Source organism: Syntrophotaleaceae bacterium, assembly GCA_041390365.1.
Lineage (GTDB): Bacteria > Desulfobacterota > Desulfuromonadia > Desulfuromonadales > Syntrophotaleaceae > JAWKQB01.
The window spans coordinates 1,335,800-1,349,941 of record JAWKQB010000001.1 but is presented as its reverse complement, the minus strand read 5'-3'; the positions used below and the strand labels follow the sequence as shown (position 1 = coordinate 1,349,941).

12 protein-coding genes are annotated in these 14,142 nt (G+C 49.2%); 9 read left to right on the top strand and 3 right to left on the bottom strand.

What is annotated here, in order from left to right; genetic code table 11:
* Position 1: 1 nt before the first annotated feature.
* The 8 genes from R2940_06265 to R2940_06230 all read left to right on the top strand — a co-directional run bounded on the left by R2940_06265 (position 2) and on the right by R2940_06230 (position 10,386).
* Positions 2–1,315: a glycosyltransferase gene (locus tag R2940_06265; protein ID MEZ4599376.1), complete on the top strand. Its 1,314-nt coding sequence runs from the start codon at positions 2–4 to the stop codon at positions 1,313–1,315.
* A gap of 49 nt (positions 1,316–1,364) precedes the next feature.
* Positions 1,365–3,269, top strand: coding sequence for a 1-deoxy-D-xylulose-5-phosphate synthase (gene dxs, locus R2940_06260; protein ID MEZ4599375.1), 1,905 nt, complete (start codon positions 1,365–1,367; stop codon positions 3,267–3,269).
* A 119-nt stretch (positions 3,270–3,388) separates the two neighbouring features.
* Positions 3,389–4,723, top strand: coding sequence for an oligosaccharide flippase family protein (locus tag R2940_06255; GenBank protein ID MEZ4599374.1), 1,335 nt, complete (start codon positions 3,389–3,391; stop codon positions 4,721–4,723).
* 67 nt (positions 4,724–4,790) lie between these two features.
* Positions 4,791–5,723, top strand: coding sequence for a UDP-glucuronic acid decarboxylase family protein (locus R2940_06250; protein MEZ4599373.1), 933 nt, complete (start codon positions 4,791–4,793; stop codon positions 5,721–5,723).
* A gap of 71 nt (positions 5,724–5,794) precedes the next feature.
* Positions 5,795–6,382: an isopentenyl-diphosphate Delta-isomerase gene (idi, locus tag R2940_06245; GenBank protein ID MEZ4599372.1), complete on the top strand. Its 588-nt coding sequence runs from the start codon at positions 5,795–5,797 to the stop codon at positions 6,380–6,382.
* 641 nt (positions 6,383–7,023) lie between these two features.
* Positions 7,024–7,515 carry an NADH-quinone oxidoreductase subunit NuoE gene (nuoE, locus tag R2940_06240; GenBank protein ID MEZ4599371.1) on the top strand — a complete coding sequence of 164 codons (492 nt, stop codon included), beginning with the start codon at positions 7,024–7,026 and terminating at the stop codon, positions 7,513–7,515.
* Between the two features lie 11 nt (positions 7,516–7,526).
* Positions 7,527–9,380 carry an NADH-quinone oxidoreductase subunit NuoF gene (gene nuoF / locus R2940_06235; protein MEZ4599370.1) on the top strand — a complete coding sequence of 618 codons (1,854 nt, stop codon included), beginning with the start codon at positions 7,527–7,529 and terminating at the stop codon, positions 9,378–9,380.
* An 88-nt stretch (positions 9,381–9,468) separates the two neighbouring features.
* Complete coding sequence (locus tag R2940_06230) at positions 9,469–10,386, top strand: 2Fe-2S iron-sulfur cluster-binding protein (protein ID MEZ4599369.1); 918 nt, start codon at positions 9,469–9,471, stop codon at positions 10,384–10,386.
* Positions 10,387–10,475: 89 nt separating this feature from the next.
* Here the strand turns inward: R2940_06230 and selA are convergent, their stop codons facing one another.
* On the bottom strand, positions 10,476–11,864 hold the full coding sequence (gene selA / locus R2940_06225) for an L-seryl-tRNA(Sec) selenium transferase (GenBank protein MEZ4599368.1): 1,389 nt from the start codon (positions 11,862–11,864) through the stop codon (positions 10,476–10,478).
* 221 nt (positions 11,865–12,085) lie between these two features.
* Between selA and R2940_06220 the strand changes: the two genes are divergently transcribed.
* Positions 12,086–12,706 carry a molybdenum cofactor guanylyltransferase gene (locus tag R2940_06220; GenBank protein ID MEZ4599367.1) on the top strand — a complete coding sequence of 207 codons (621 nt, stop codon included), beginning with the start codon at positions 12,086–12,088 and terminating at the stop codon, positions 12,704–12,706.
* 72 nt (positions 12,707–12,778) lie between these two features.
* Here the strand turns inward: R2940_06220 and R2940_06215 are convergent, their stop codons facing one another.
* Both R2940_06215 and metF read right to left on the bottom strand, forming a co-directional pair.
* Entirely contained in the window at positions 12,779–12,973 is a 195-nt protein-coding gene (locus R2940_06215) for a hypothetical protein (protein ID MEZ4599366.1), read from the bottom strand.
* Between the two features lie 213 nt (positions 12,974–13,186).
* A complete protein-coding gene (metF, locus tag R2940_06210) occupies positions 13,187–14,140 on the bottom strand; it encodes a methylenetetrahydrofolate reductase [NAD(P)H] (protein MEZ4599365.1) in 954 nt (317 codons plus the stop codon).
* Positions 14,141–14,142 lie beyond the last annotated feature (2 nt).

Below are 14,142 nucleotides of genomic sequence, written 5' to 3'. Positions count from 1 at the left end.
AATGAAAATTCTTTTTTTCCCTAGCGATATAGGTGGCGGATTTGGGCATGTCAGTCGGTGTTTCGCCCTTGCAGAAGAGGCTAAGAATAATGGGCACATTTGTGCTTTTGTACTCAATGACAAAAAATTTGTTGGAAGAATTGGTTCGAATTTTAATGTCTCACTTGTAAAAACATGGGAACCATTCAAACATCGTCTTAAGAGGTCTATTTCATTCCTAAAGGACAGGAGCAACAACAAAAAATCACTCTATTTGGGAATATCCGGTATCGAATTCCAATTTATTCGTGATGGTTTTGTTTGTCATAGTGCAATAGAGCATACCTTGAAAGGGTACGCGAAGGTTGTTCAGGATTTTAAGCCAGATGTCCTCGTAGGAGATACAAACCTCTTAGTGTGGATACTTTCCCGCATTGTACGAATTCCTGCAGTACAGATTGTTCGTTATGCCTCACACCCAGACACAGCAAACATGGTTTGGTGGATGGATGTGCCGAAAGGTATATCTCCACCTAATATCTGCCAAATTTTCAACCCACTGATGAAGCGCCTCGGTTTGGATGTTATAGGAGTTGCATCGGATCTTCTGCGGGGTGATTTATATATTGTCCCCAGTATACCTGACATAGAACCAATCCCTTGTGGCTTAATCGATACACACCACGTTGGCGCACTTTTGATGCCTTCAAAAGAGGTTATTGACAATTCGGCCTTCAGTTTTCCTGACCGAACTATGCCTCTTATTTATATGACCATAGGTGGCGGTGCAGGTCCGGTGGGGAACCAAAAATTGTTTTCAAGTATTATATCTGCGATGGGTGGTTACCCGGCACAGGTAGTCATTTCTACAGCCGCTAAGTTTGATTGGAGAAGGATATCCTATCTCCCTCCCAATGTAAGATTCTTTGACTGGCTGCCTGGTGCTTACATGATCTCTATGGCAGATTTGGTGATTTTCCATGGTGGTTATGGAACCATGATGGAGATAGTGACATCTGGAAAACCCTCGATTGTGATACCTTTTCATTCTGAACAGGAGAGCAACGGCAGGCGATTGGAACGATTGGGTTCTGCGCAAGTATTAAAGCTTAGTAAGGAGCCTTATTCTACTGTAAACGTTAAAGAATCATGGGGTGAATACAGTTATGTAGTACAGCAAAGTTATGATTTGTCAGATAAGCAACTGATCGATGCCGTTGAAGTAATTTTATCTGGAAGTGAATTTTTAGAATCTGCAAAAAAACTTCAGTATACAGCACAGGGGTATGGAGGGGTAAAATTAGCCATGGAGATGATTGAAAGTCGGTTTGGATAAGGTGGCATATATGAAACAAATTATCATTTGCATATTTGTGATATAGATTATGGGAAAACAAGATGAATCTAGAGCCAAAGGTTTTGTGGAAATGAAAGGTATCCTAGATAGAATCGAGAGCACGTCAGACTTGAAGCTCTTAAAGCCTGAAGACCTAATAGGGCTAGCAGGAGAAATTAGACAGCTCATCATTCAAACTGTATCCAAAACTGGCGGTCATCTGGCTTCGCCCCTCGGAGCTGTTGAGCTTGCCATTGCGCTCCACTATTTCTATTCAAGCCCCGGGGATAAAATCATTTGGGACGTGGGCCATCAAAGCTATGCGCATAAGATTCTTACAGGCAGGAAAAGAAAATTTGCAACCTTGCGTCAATACAAAGGGATCAGCGGTTTTCCCAAAATAACTGAAAGCGAACACGATGCATATGGGACAGGGCATGCATCCACATCAGTGTCTGCCGCTCTTGGTTTTGCCGTGGCGAGGGATATAAAGAAAGAGGAAGGGGAGGTCATTGCTGTCATTGGTGATGGATCGTTATCTGGGGGTAATGCCTTGGAGGCAATCAATCATGGAGGATACCTTCACAAGAAAATTATTGTAATTTTGAACGACAACAGGATGTCAATATCGAATAATGTTGGGGCCCTTGCGGCCTACACACACCGGATTCAAAAAACTGAAAAATATAAAAAAGTAAGACAGAAACTGTATAAAATTATAGAGAAGAGTGATGACCTCAAAGAAGAACTCCTCTCTCTTAAAGAATATATAAAAGACATCGGTTCTGCTGGCTTATTATTTGAAAAACTTGGGTTCGATTATATAGGTCCCGTAGACGGACACAATATTGATGAGTTAATTGAAGCTTTTAAACAGGCAAAACAAATCAATGGCCCGGTTTTGATCCACGCCCAAACATGTAAAGGCAAAGGCTATCCAATAGCAGAATGCGATTCCTCAAGGTATCATGGTGTCAATCCTTTTAATGTCGAAAATGGACTGGATGTTGATAGTCCAAAGGGCAATTCCTTTACAAATATTTTTGGAGATGTTCTTGTCGAAATCGCCGACAAGGATGAAAAACTGATTGCCATAACCGCGGCTATGGCAGATGGCACCGGCTTGAAAAAATTCAAGGAAAAATTTCCCAACCGTTTTTTTGATGTGGGGATCGCCGAGCAGCATGCGGTTGTTTTTGCGGCCGGGCTTGCCAGGCAGGGCTTAAAGCCTATTTGCGTAATTTATTCAACTTTCCTTCAGAGGGCCTACGATGCCTTGATCCATGATGTATGCCTGCAAAACCTTCCGGTTGTATTTGCAATTGATCGGGCAGGGCTGGTGGGCAATGATGGTCCGACTCATCATGGCTGTTTTGACCTCTCCTACCTGCGGCATATTCCTGAAATGATCTTGATGGCTCCAAAGGACGGGAATGAACTTAAAGACATGCTAGTGACCGCGTTTAATCTAGGAAAACCTGTGGCCTTGCGATACCCAAGAGGTGTATGCCACTCCTTTATCGAGAAGGTACCTCAACAATTGGAAATTGGGAAATGCGAAGTTGTTGAAGAAGGCGAAATGATGACAATCGTTTCCATAGGAACTGTCTTTGACGAGGCTTTGCTCGCATGCAATTGGCTTAGAGAACATGGTGTCGATGTGACATTGATCAACGCAAGGTTCGTCAAACCAATGGATAATAAAATTGCCGAGTGGATCGGCAAGACAAAAAATGCAATACTTATAGAAGAAAATTCGATAGAAGGTGGTTTTGGAAGTGCTGTTCTTGAACTTTGTCAAAGAATGGGAATAGAAGCCAAAATAGAGCTTCTTGGTATTCCCGACAAATTCATTGAACACGGAAATCAAGTACTGCTTAGAAGAAAATGCGGTTTTAGTTGGCAAAATATAGTAAATATATCAATGAAAATTCTATCAAAAAGTAATAAGTAATACATTTGATATGTATTTTTTACTAATTACCATATTTGTCATTATAAGGTATTTTAAAAATTGAGAATTAAATTAATTATAGAATTTAAGTAAAATTTTAAAATAAATACTTCGAAAACATGAAAAAATTTTTTAGTTATCAACAACCATTCTTTTTGGCCAGAATCCAAAGATTTTTGAATAATACGTACAACAGCCAGTTTGTGCGAAATGTTGCCGTAGTGGTTTCTGGTACTGCAGGGGCGCAAGCTATAACAATGGCTTTCGCGCCTTTTATAACACGGTTGTACGGGCCGGAGGCATTCGGTCTGCAGGGAACATACATGGCCATTGTTGTTGTGGTCATGCCCATTTCCGCATTGTCTTTTCCTATAGCCATAGTTTTGCCTCGAGAAGACAGTGAAGCTCGAGAAATTGCTCGACTCTCTGCATATATTGCTCTTTGCATGGCAGCTATATGTACCTTTGTAATCCTGGCTGCTGACGATTTTCTCGTGGAAGTACTCCAACTCCATGAGATAGAATCATACCTATTATTGATACCTTTGGTGATAGTTTTTTCGGCCTGGCTTCATATAAATCAACAATGGATGCTAAGAAAAAAACAGTTCAAAATCTCGGCTCGAGCTGGAATAACGCAGGCATTTCTCACTAGTAGCGCTAAGACAGGTATCGGCTTTTTTAGTCCACAAGCGGCTGTGTTAATAATTATTTCCACTTTAGGTTATGCTATCCATGCCTTCATCCTTTCGATTGGAATTAATAAGGTTGAAAAAAATTGTTTAAAAGAGAAAGGAATGTCAAGGATAACAATAAAACAGTTAATTATAAAATATTATGACTTTCCAGTTTTCCGTACACCTCAAATATTTTTAAATGCTTTTTCCCAAAGCATGCCCATTATAGTACTTGCATCTTTTTTTGGGCCAGTATCCGCCGGATTTTATGGATTGGGTAAAGGATTGCTAGATATGCCCTCTCAATTGATTGGAAAATCGGTTGGGGATGTTTTTTATTCTAGAATTAGTGAAGCCGCCAACCGTGGAGAAAAATTGAATGACCTTATCTTTAGAGCCACATTAGGTTTGGCTGTAGTTAGTTTTATTCCTTTTGCTGTAGTAATTTTTTTTGGGCCGAGTCTGTTTGGAATTGTTTTCGGATCTGAATGGTTTTTCGCTGGAGAATATGCAAGATGGTTGTCTTTTTGGATGTTTTTTTCTTGTATAAATAAACCTACCATCGCTTCAATCCCTGTTCTAGGTTTACAAAACTTACTCTTAATTTACGAAATCATAAGTCTAGTTATAAGAATAGTTGCATTATTTATAGGATTTCATATACTGCACAGCGACGTTCAAGCCATAATTCTATTTTCCTTCACAGGTGTTATTGCAAACATTTTTTTAATTTTTCTTACCATCCTGAAGTCTAAAAGTTTTAGGATGACTCATTGATTCTAGTGGCAAGAGGTGAAAAAACTGTCTTTGGATTGACAAATTTATATGAAAAAAGGAAAAGAAAATGAAAAGAATTTTAGTCACCGGCGGTGCTGGATTCATTGGCTCCCACCTATGTGAGCGACTGCTCGAAAAAGGTGATGAGGTATTGTGTGTAGATAATTTTTTCACCTCTCGGCGTACAAATATTGCCCATTTGTTGGGGAATCCACGGTTTGAAGTCATGCGGCACGATATCACATTTCCACTGTATGTCGAAGTGGACCAGATTTACAATCTTGCATGTCCGGCCTCACCAATTCATTACCAGTTTGACCCTGTGCAAACCACAAAGACAAACGTTCACGGTTCCATCAATGTGCTTGGGTTGGCCAAAAGACTGAAAGTTCGAATTTTGCAGGCATCAACTTCCGAGGTGTATGGAGATCCGGCCGAACATCCGCAGTCGGAAACATACTGGGGAAATGTAAATCCGATTGGGCCGAGGTCCTGCTATGATGAGGGGAAAAGGTGTGCCGAGACACTTTTTTTCGATTATCACCGGCAGCACAATTTGTCTATTCGGGTGGTGCGAATATTTAATACTTATGGACCACGTATGCATCCGAATGACGGAAGGGTTGTCAGCAATTTTATTGTTCAAGCACTTAATAACAAGCCAATCACTATTTACGGAACAGGCGAGCAGACGCGCTCTTTCTGTTATGTCGACGATCTTGTGACAGGACTCATCCTTATGATGGATCAGGAAAAGATCATTGGTCCGGTGAATCTTGGCAATCCGACTGAACATAGTATGCTCGACCTTGCTAGGATGATAATTGATCTGGCCGGGTCAAAATCAGAAATAGAGTATAGAGCTCTTCCACAGGACGATCCTATGCGACGACGTCCTGATATTGGCATGGCAAGAGAAAAATTAGGATGGTCACCTGGCATATCAATACATGAGGGATTGATAAGAACGATTGATTTTTTTAAAAAAACGCTCGTTTGATTGAAATTCCATCTGCCCGCTACGTTGGACTCTATTTTTTCTGGAAATCTTTTTTGGGTATAAAATTCATCATGGAACAGTTAATCTTGGTTGACGCTGATGGCGGAGTGATAGGATTCGATTCCAAGGACAGTTGTCATCAGGGAATGGGGAAGCTGCACTTGGCTTTTTCAATTTTGATTTTTACCACGGATGGCCAATTGTTGCTGCAAAAACGCAGTAGCCAAAAAATGTTGTGGCCTCTTTATTGGTCGAACAGCGTGTGCAGCCATCCAAGAAAGGGAGAAGATATTGAAGAAGCAGCCAGCCGGCGAATCAAGGAAGAGCTAGGAATATGTTGTCATGTCCATTACTTGTATACGTTTAAATATCATGCAAGTTATTTTGATATTGGTTCAGAGTCTGAAATTTGCTCTGTTTTTTTTGGTATTTATGATGGTCCAGTATTCCCCGAAAAACTTGAAGTAGAGCAAACAAAGTATGTTCATTTTGATTGCCTAGCGGACGAAATTGAAAAATCACCTGATTCTTTTACACCATGGTTCAAAATGGAGTGGGATTTGATTCTTAGACAACACATGGGACAAATTAAAAAGTTTCTAGGCTCTTTTTCAAATGAACCAACTACGAAAAAGATTTCAGATTCCAGTTTCAAATAACGACAGAAGGGCGGAAAGCGATTTTTCAGTTGCATGTCTGCCCTTTGGTCCTTCCCACTGTCGTTTCCAAGCTCCCTTTGAATTTTCCCCCTCTGACCGTTTCTTTGGAAATACTGTTTGAAGATTTTCGAAATTTCCCTTTTGCTCTCTTGACGGCTGTCTGACAGTTGTGCTAAAAGTCTTGTGGCCTTCATAACCGGCCTTTTGAATTATAATTTTTTCATACTATCCCCGATTCATATTAGAGTCAGAAAACTCGCATTGGCAGACCCGTCTCCCAGTCAATCCTTCACGGGCCTGACGCAGCAATGCGTGTAATTCGACCCCGCTTAGGTGGAGTCAGGCCGAATTCCGTTTTTTCCCGGGATTGGTTTGCCTTTTTCTGGCAGCGATTCCTTAGTGCGGTGAACGGCCGATTGTATCTCCTTTGATTCAAGGGGAAGGCGGGTTTCCCTTATGATTCAAGGTATCCTTCCTTGCCGGCAGCCTAATTGCCTTTTGGCCTTTCCGATGCCGACATACTGCAAGTCTTTCAAATTGAAGCGGGATTATGCCTGATCAGGTGGAGTGCGGCTTCATGGCTGCGGCATAAACAGATGCCGTAAGCCTGTGGAAATAACAAACCCGGAAAGGAGAGGAAAATGGCAGTTTGCAAGTGTACCGGCGAGGTAGTCGAATTGCCTCAGGACGAACAGTTGAAGGAACTGCTCGGGCATTACCGCGATTATGAAGGAGCATTGATCCCGGTATTGCAGGGAGCACAGGACATCTACGGATATCTGCCTGCTGAAGTGCTTGAACAGATTTCCAAGGAGTTGAATATCCCTTTCAGCGAGGTCTATGGGGTAGTCACTTTTTACGCCCAGTTTCATCTCAAGCCCCGCGGCCGCCACATCGTACGTGTCTGTCTCGGCACAGCCTGCCATGTATTGGGTGGCAGTAAAATATTCGACAAACTGCAAGAGATCCTGGGCGTCGAGAATGGCGGGACCACGGAGGATCTGCGATTCACCCTGGAATCGGTGGCTTGTATCGGGGCGTGCGGTTTGGCGCCTTGCATCATGATCAACGATGATACCCACGGCCGCCTGACGACTGACGGTCTGGACAAAATTCTGGAACAGTACGCGTAAGGGGGGAAATAATGAGCCAGTTGAAGCAGATGCGTTCCTCAATCGAGGAGCAGTACAAGGAGAAACTGAACCGCCCCCGGATCGTGGTCGGACTGGGGACCTGCGGTATCGCCGCCGGCGGCAACAAGGTCATGGAGGCCATTAAGAGCGAAGTTGCCAACCGCGGGCTGGATTTGGATGTAGACTTCACCAGCTGTATCGGCATGTGTTTTGCCGAGCCCGCGGTGGAGATCTCTCTGCCGGGATCGGCCAGCGTGGTCTACGGCGGCATCTACCCCGACAAGGTTGCTCAGCTGATCGAGAGCCACGTCGTCGACAAGACCCCCGTTCTTGACCTGGCCGCCATTCAGATTGCCGGAGACGCCACTCCCTATGAAGGGATCGCGGTGATGGACCAGTCCGGATACTACAAAAAGCAAGTCCGTTCGGTCACCTCCCGTCTTGGCCGGACCAATCCGGAAAGCATCGAAGACTACATCGCTACCGGCGGTTACGCGGGCATCGAGAAGGCCCTGACCATGACCCGGCTGGAGATCATCGACGAAATCAAAAAGTCCGGGCTGCGCGGCCGCGGCGGCGGCGGATTCCCGACCGGCAATAAGTGGCAGTTCGTGCACGATGCCCCAGGCGACAAGAAATACATCGTCTGCAACGCCGACGAAGGCGATCCCGGCGCCTTCATGGACCGCAGCGTCCTGGAAGGAGACCCCCATGCGATCCTTGAAGGGATGATGATTGCCGGCTATGCCATCGGCGCCGACGAAGGGGTCATCTACTGCCGCGCCGAATACCCGCTCGCCATCAAGCGTCTGAACCTGGCGATCGAAACGGCCGAAAAAATGGGTCTGATGGGTCAAAACATTCTGGGCAGCGGGTTCAACTTCAAGATCCGCATCAAGGCCGGCGCCGGCGCCTTCGTCTGCGGCGAAGAGACCGCCCTGCTCAACTCCATCGAAGGTCAGCGCGGCATGCCCCGCGTCCGTCCGCCGTTCCCCGCTCACAAAGGCCTGTGGCAGAAACCGACCTGCCTCAACAACGTCGAGACCTTCGCCAACGTCCCCTTTATCGTCCGTAACGGCGGTGACTGGTACGCCTCCATGGGCACCGAGAAGAGCAAGGGGAGCAAGGTTTTCTGTCTGACCGGCAAGATCAACCACACCGGTCTGTGCGAAGTGCCCATGGGGATCACCCTGCGCGAGATCGTGGAAGACATCGCCGGCGGCATCCTGGGCGGCAAGAAGTTCAAGGCGGTGCAGAGCGGCGGTCCCTCCGGCGGCTGTCTCCCTACCGAACAGCTCGATCTCCCCATCGACTACGACTCCCTGATCGGCGCCGGCGCCATGATGGGTTCCGGCGGCCTGGTCTTCATGGACGAGTCCACCTGCATGGTCGACGTCGCCAAATTCTTCCTCACTTTCACCCAGCTCGAATCCTGCGGCAAGTGCACCCCCTGTCGCGAAGGGACCAAGCGTCTGCTGGAAATCCTCGAGCGGATCTGCGAAGGCGAAGGCCAGGCCGACGACATCGCCACCCTCGAGCGGCTGGCCAGGAACATCAAGGGCTCGGCCCTGTGCGCCCTCGGCCAGACAGCTCCGAACCCCGTGCTCACTACGCTGCGGTACTTCCGCAACGAGTACGAGGCGCACATCAACGAGAAGCGCTGTCCCGCAGGGGTCTGTCCGGCGCTGCTGACTTACACCATCGTGGAAGACAAATGCGTGGGTTGCACGGTCTGTATCAAGGCCTGCCCTGTCGGGGCCATCAGCGGCGAGAAGAAAAAGCCCCATGTCATCGACCCGAAGGCCTGCGTCAAGTGCGGCGCCTGCGTGCCCAAGTGCAAGTTCGGCGCGATTGTGCAGGCGTAATGGTCAGTAGCCGGCACGCAGACTGTTTGTGCCGATTTTCTCGACGTAAAGAGCTCATTGAATCTTGCGTGAAAGAAGGAGATAAACATTGTCTACTGTATCTTTAACCATAAATGGCCAGGAGGTCACGGTCCCCAAAGGTACCAAGTTGCTGGATGCAGCTTTGGGAGCGGGCTTCTTTATTCCGACATTTTGTCATGATGAGAACAGTCCCAATTATGGCGGTTGCCGCATCTGCGTGGTGGAGGTGAAGGGAGCTCGCGCCCTGGTCGCTTCCTGCTGCATCGAGGCTGCGCCCGGCATGGTTGTCGAAACCGAATCTCCAACGGTGGTCGAGGCCAGGAAGACCATCCTCGAGCTGATGCTGGCCAACCATCCCATGGATTGTCTGACCTGCGAAAAGGCCGGCAACTGCCGTCTGCAGGACTATGCCTTCCGCTACGATGTCAAGCAGCCCAGCTTCGGCGGGGCGAGGAAAAACTACGAGTTCGACAATAGCAACCCCTACATCAGCCGGGATATGAACAAATGTATCCTGTGCGCCAAATGTGTCCGGACCTGCAAGGACGTGGAGGACCGGGCCGTTATCGATCTGGCCTATCGCGGATTCAAGACCAAGGTTTCAACGGCATTGGACGCCAGCCTGGCCGAATCCGCCTGTGTTTCCTGCGCCCGTTGCGTGTCGGTCTGCCCGGTGGGGGCTCTGACTTACACCTCTCTGGCCGGCAAAGCCCGGACCTGGGAAGTGACGAAGGAAGAGGTCAAATGCACCTGGTGTGAAGCGGGTTGTAACTTCGACCTGGTCAAAAGGAACGGAAAGCCTGTCGGGGTCGTTGCCCAGGGACCCGGAGAAGGCAGGCCGCTCTGCCTGAAAGGGCGTCTCGGCCTCGAGCTGAAGTATAATGATCAACCGCTGACGCCGATGCTCAAGAAGGATGGACAATATGTCGAGGTTCCCTGGGCGGAGGCTCTTGGGCTTGAGGAGATCCTTGGTAAACTGAAATAACCGCTAATTTTTCAGTAAATGGAAAGGAGCGTTTTCCTGATCGTGGAAAACGCTCCTTTTTTTAAGAGAAGATTGGTTCCAAGGGGATGTCAGTGGACAGAGGAGATCTCCTGGAGCGCCGATGCGATGTCGGCGACGTCTTTTTCAGCAAGGGTTCTGGGATCGAGAAGATAGTGCCCTTGTGAAATCCGGCCGATGATGGGGAGGGTTCTTTTTCTCAACTTTTCCTCCAGCATCTGGGCACTGAGACCTTCGATCGAGACTGCGATCAGGGTTGTCGGCAGTTCCAGCAGGGGGAATGAGCCGCCCCCGACCTGGGAAAAACCCTTTAGTGTTTTCAGGGAAACGCTGCGGGGAAGCCGTTGACGAAGACGCCGCACGGTACGACCGGCGCGACCAGCCAGCTCTCCGGCCGTTTCAGTCAACATTCGCAGGACGGGAATCCGGCGGAGTGCTTCCCGTTCATCCCGGTACAGGCGCAGCGTGCCTTCAAGGGCGGTCAGGGTCAGCTTGTCGAGGCGCAGCGCCCGCAGCAGGGGATTCCGTTTCATCGGCTCCAACAGACTTTTTTTGCCGACGATGATACCGGCCTGTGGACCGCCAAGGAGCTTGTCGCCGCTGAAGGTGACCAGGTCGGCGCCGGCGTCAAGGTATTCGCGAATCGCCTTTTCCCCTGGTAGACCATAAGCCTGAAGGTTGATGAATGTGCCGCTGCCCGCGTCAACCATGACCGGCAGAGAGGTCTCCCGCCCAATGGCCACCAGTTCCTCGACGGAAACCTCCGAGGTGAATCCGACCAGGGCAAAATTGCTGGTGTGCACCTTCAGCAGCAAAGCGGTTTCACCGGTAACGGCTGACTTGTAGTCCCGCCCATGGGTTCGATTGGTAGCCCCGACTTCCCGCAGGATGGCACCGCTCTGGGCCATGACTTCCGGGATGCGGAAGGAACCTCCAATTTCAACCAGTTCGCCACGGGAGACGACGACTTCTTTATTGCGGGCAAGGGTGGATAGGGCCAGCAGAACTGCAGCGGCGTTATTGTTGACCACTACCGCCGTCTCCGCTCCGGTCAGCTCGCACAGAAGTTTTTCCACATGCACTGCGCGTGTGCCACGGGTTCCCGTTTCAAGATTGAACTCCAGGGTGCTGTAGCAGAAGGCCGCCTCAGACAGCTCTTTTTCCAGTGATCCCGAAAGGATGGCGCGGCCCAGGTTGGTATGGAGAACGACACCGGTCCCGTTGATGACCCGGCGCAGACCGGGAAGGGATCTGTTTTTAAGGCAAATGCCGATTTGCTCGGTTATTTTTTCCTGGGCGGGAATGTCCACGGCGGGTTGAGCTGCAAGAATGTCCTGGCGGATCTGGTCCAATGTCTCGCGAATGGCCTCGATCACCAGTGGACGGGTATGGTCTTCAAGCAGGCCCCTCACCTCGGGCCAATCCAGAACCTTGTCGATTTTCGGAATATTTCGGAGCAAACTGGCCGCCTTTGGAAAAAGACCTGGGATTTCTGGCAGGTCGGCATTAAGAAGAAGACGACCCATTTTATAGACCGTAGGCCGATTGTCAAGCGGCAACCGAAAAAGTTGCGGAATTCCAGGCAACAGGTCTCGAAACCTGATCCTGAGAAAATTCATTTGGCGGCAACCTTGTGCCGGTGGTATTGTTCCAATAATTCGGGTTTAGAAGGGATTGCACCATGGAGTTTGGCAGTGCCATCATCCTGGCCGGGGGCAAAAGCCGCCGTATGGGATTCGACAAGCAGCAGTTGCAGGTCAACAACCGCTACCTTACGCGATTCCATGAGGAGTGCCTGGGCGGCTTGTTTCACCAGTTGATTGTCGTTACCAACAATCCCGAACTTTATCACGATACCGGTTTTGTGGTGGTCAGCGATGAAATCCCCGAGGGAGGGCCACTCAGCGGGATTCATGTCGGATTGAAATACGCCATGTCGCGATACGCCTACGTCATTGCATGCGACATGCCTCATATCAATATCGACTATGTTCAATATATGAAAAGGCGACTGCTGGGCCGTTCCTGTTCCGGTTGTGTAACGCGCCTGCAAAACTCCCTGGAACCTTTCAATGCCTTTTATGGACGGGAGATTGTGCCGGATATCGAAAATTTTCTGGGGGAGGGGAAGAAATCGGTTGTCGAGTTTATTCAGCAGCTGAATCTGCTTTATCTGACCGAGGGTGAAATACGGTTCTATAACCCTGAATTCATGTTCGTCAATCTCAATACACGGGAAGACTTCGAAAGGTGGAGCCGAAAAAACCGGGAGTGCTTTTCGGCGGCTCAGTGTCGGAAATGACAATTCCCTCAAGGCAGGCCCGGAGGAGATCTCCGAGAAAACGGAAATCCCCTCCGGAGTTTTCAACACAGGTTAACCTGATTTATCAATTTCAGCGCACTCGCTGAAATCCCAACAGCGGCGATTGCCGTCATTGGTTTCCACGATCAAATGTCCCATGGAGCAACTCTCTACCCGTCCTTCCTGGTTGCTTGAACCATGGGAAACATAAGTATCGTGTCCGCTTTCTGCCTGTCTGCACAGATAATCGAACCGTTCCCTATTCATGATCTTACCTCCCTGTACGGATTCCGCCTGTTGATCTTGCACACAGCGGAGGGTGTTTTTTGCTGAATTTAACCGAGGGACTCGGTACAGGGTATTATAACATGTTTGCCCCCGCCGCTTGGTCCGGGCCGGCAGTTTCAGGAGTCCGGGGACTAGTGAGGAGGTACCGAAAACGCAGTCCAGGTGACGCCATGAATACCGGCTACACCGAAGTCATTGACGACCATCCCCGAATTCCGCAGTTTGTTTTTCCACAGGGTGGAGTGAACTGGCATTCAGTCCCAGGCAGCGGTAGATCTGAATGGTGGCATCGGAGTTGTTGAGGGTGTAGAAATGAATCCCGCGCACTTCGTTGTCCAGCAGGTCCCGGCACTGTTCCGTGGCCCAGTGGATTCCGATCCTCCGTACGGCCTCCGGATCGTTCTGGCAGCGGGCCACTGCGCGAAGCAGGGAGGCGGGGAAACGGGCCCCCGCAGCCAGGTCCGCCATCCGTTTCATACCCTCGGTTGTTGAGATCGGCATAATTCCGGCAAGGATCGGAATTCTGATGCCGGCCAGTAGGCAGCGCTCGCGGAAATCGTAGAAATCCCGGTTGTCGAAAAAGAGCTGGGTGCAGATATAGTCGGCCCCCTCATCAACCTTGGCCTTCAGGTAGTCCATTTCCAGCAGGCGGTTTGGGGTGGCTGGATGCCCTTCAGGGAAACCGGCCACGCCGATGCCGAAGCCGCGAGGATCCGGATGGGTGCCCCGTTCGCTGAACCGGCGAATGAAGCGGACCAGGTCGGCGGCGTGGGGAAAGGCGTCTTTTGACCGGTCGTAGGGGATCATTTCCGGCGGGGGATCGCCGGCCAGGGCCAGGATGTTGCTGATGCCGGCCTCGGCGTAGCGTTCGAGGATTCGTTGGATCTCCTCTTCTGAACTGCAGACGCAGGTTAAATGAGGGATTGGATCCAGGGAGGTCTGGCGGTGTATCCGCATGACCAGTTCATGTGTCCGTTCTCGGGTTGTTCCCCCTGCGCCGTAGGTCACAGAGGTGAAGGCCGGATTCAGGGGTTCAAGCTGACGAATCGTCTCGTAAAGGCGATCCGCGGCTTTGTCGGTTTTGGGCGGAAAGAACTCGAAAGAGAAAGTGGTCGGATGCGTCGCGAAAATGTCCTGAATATGCATGG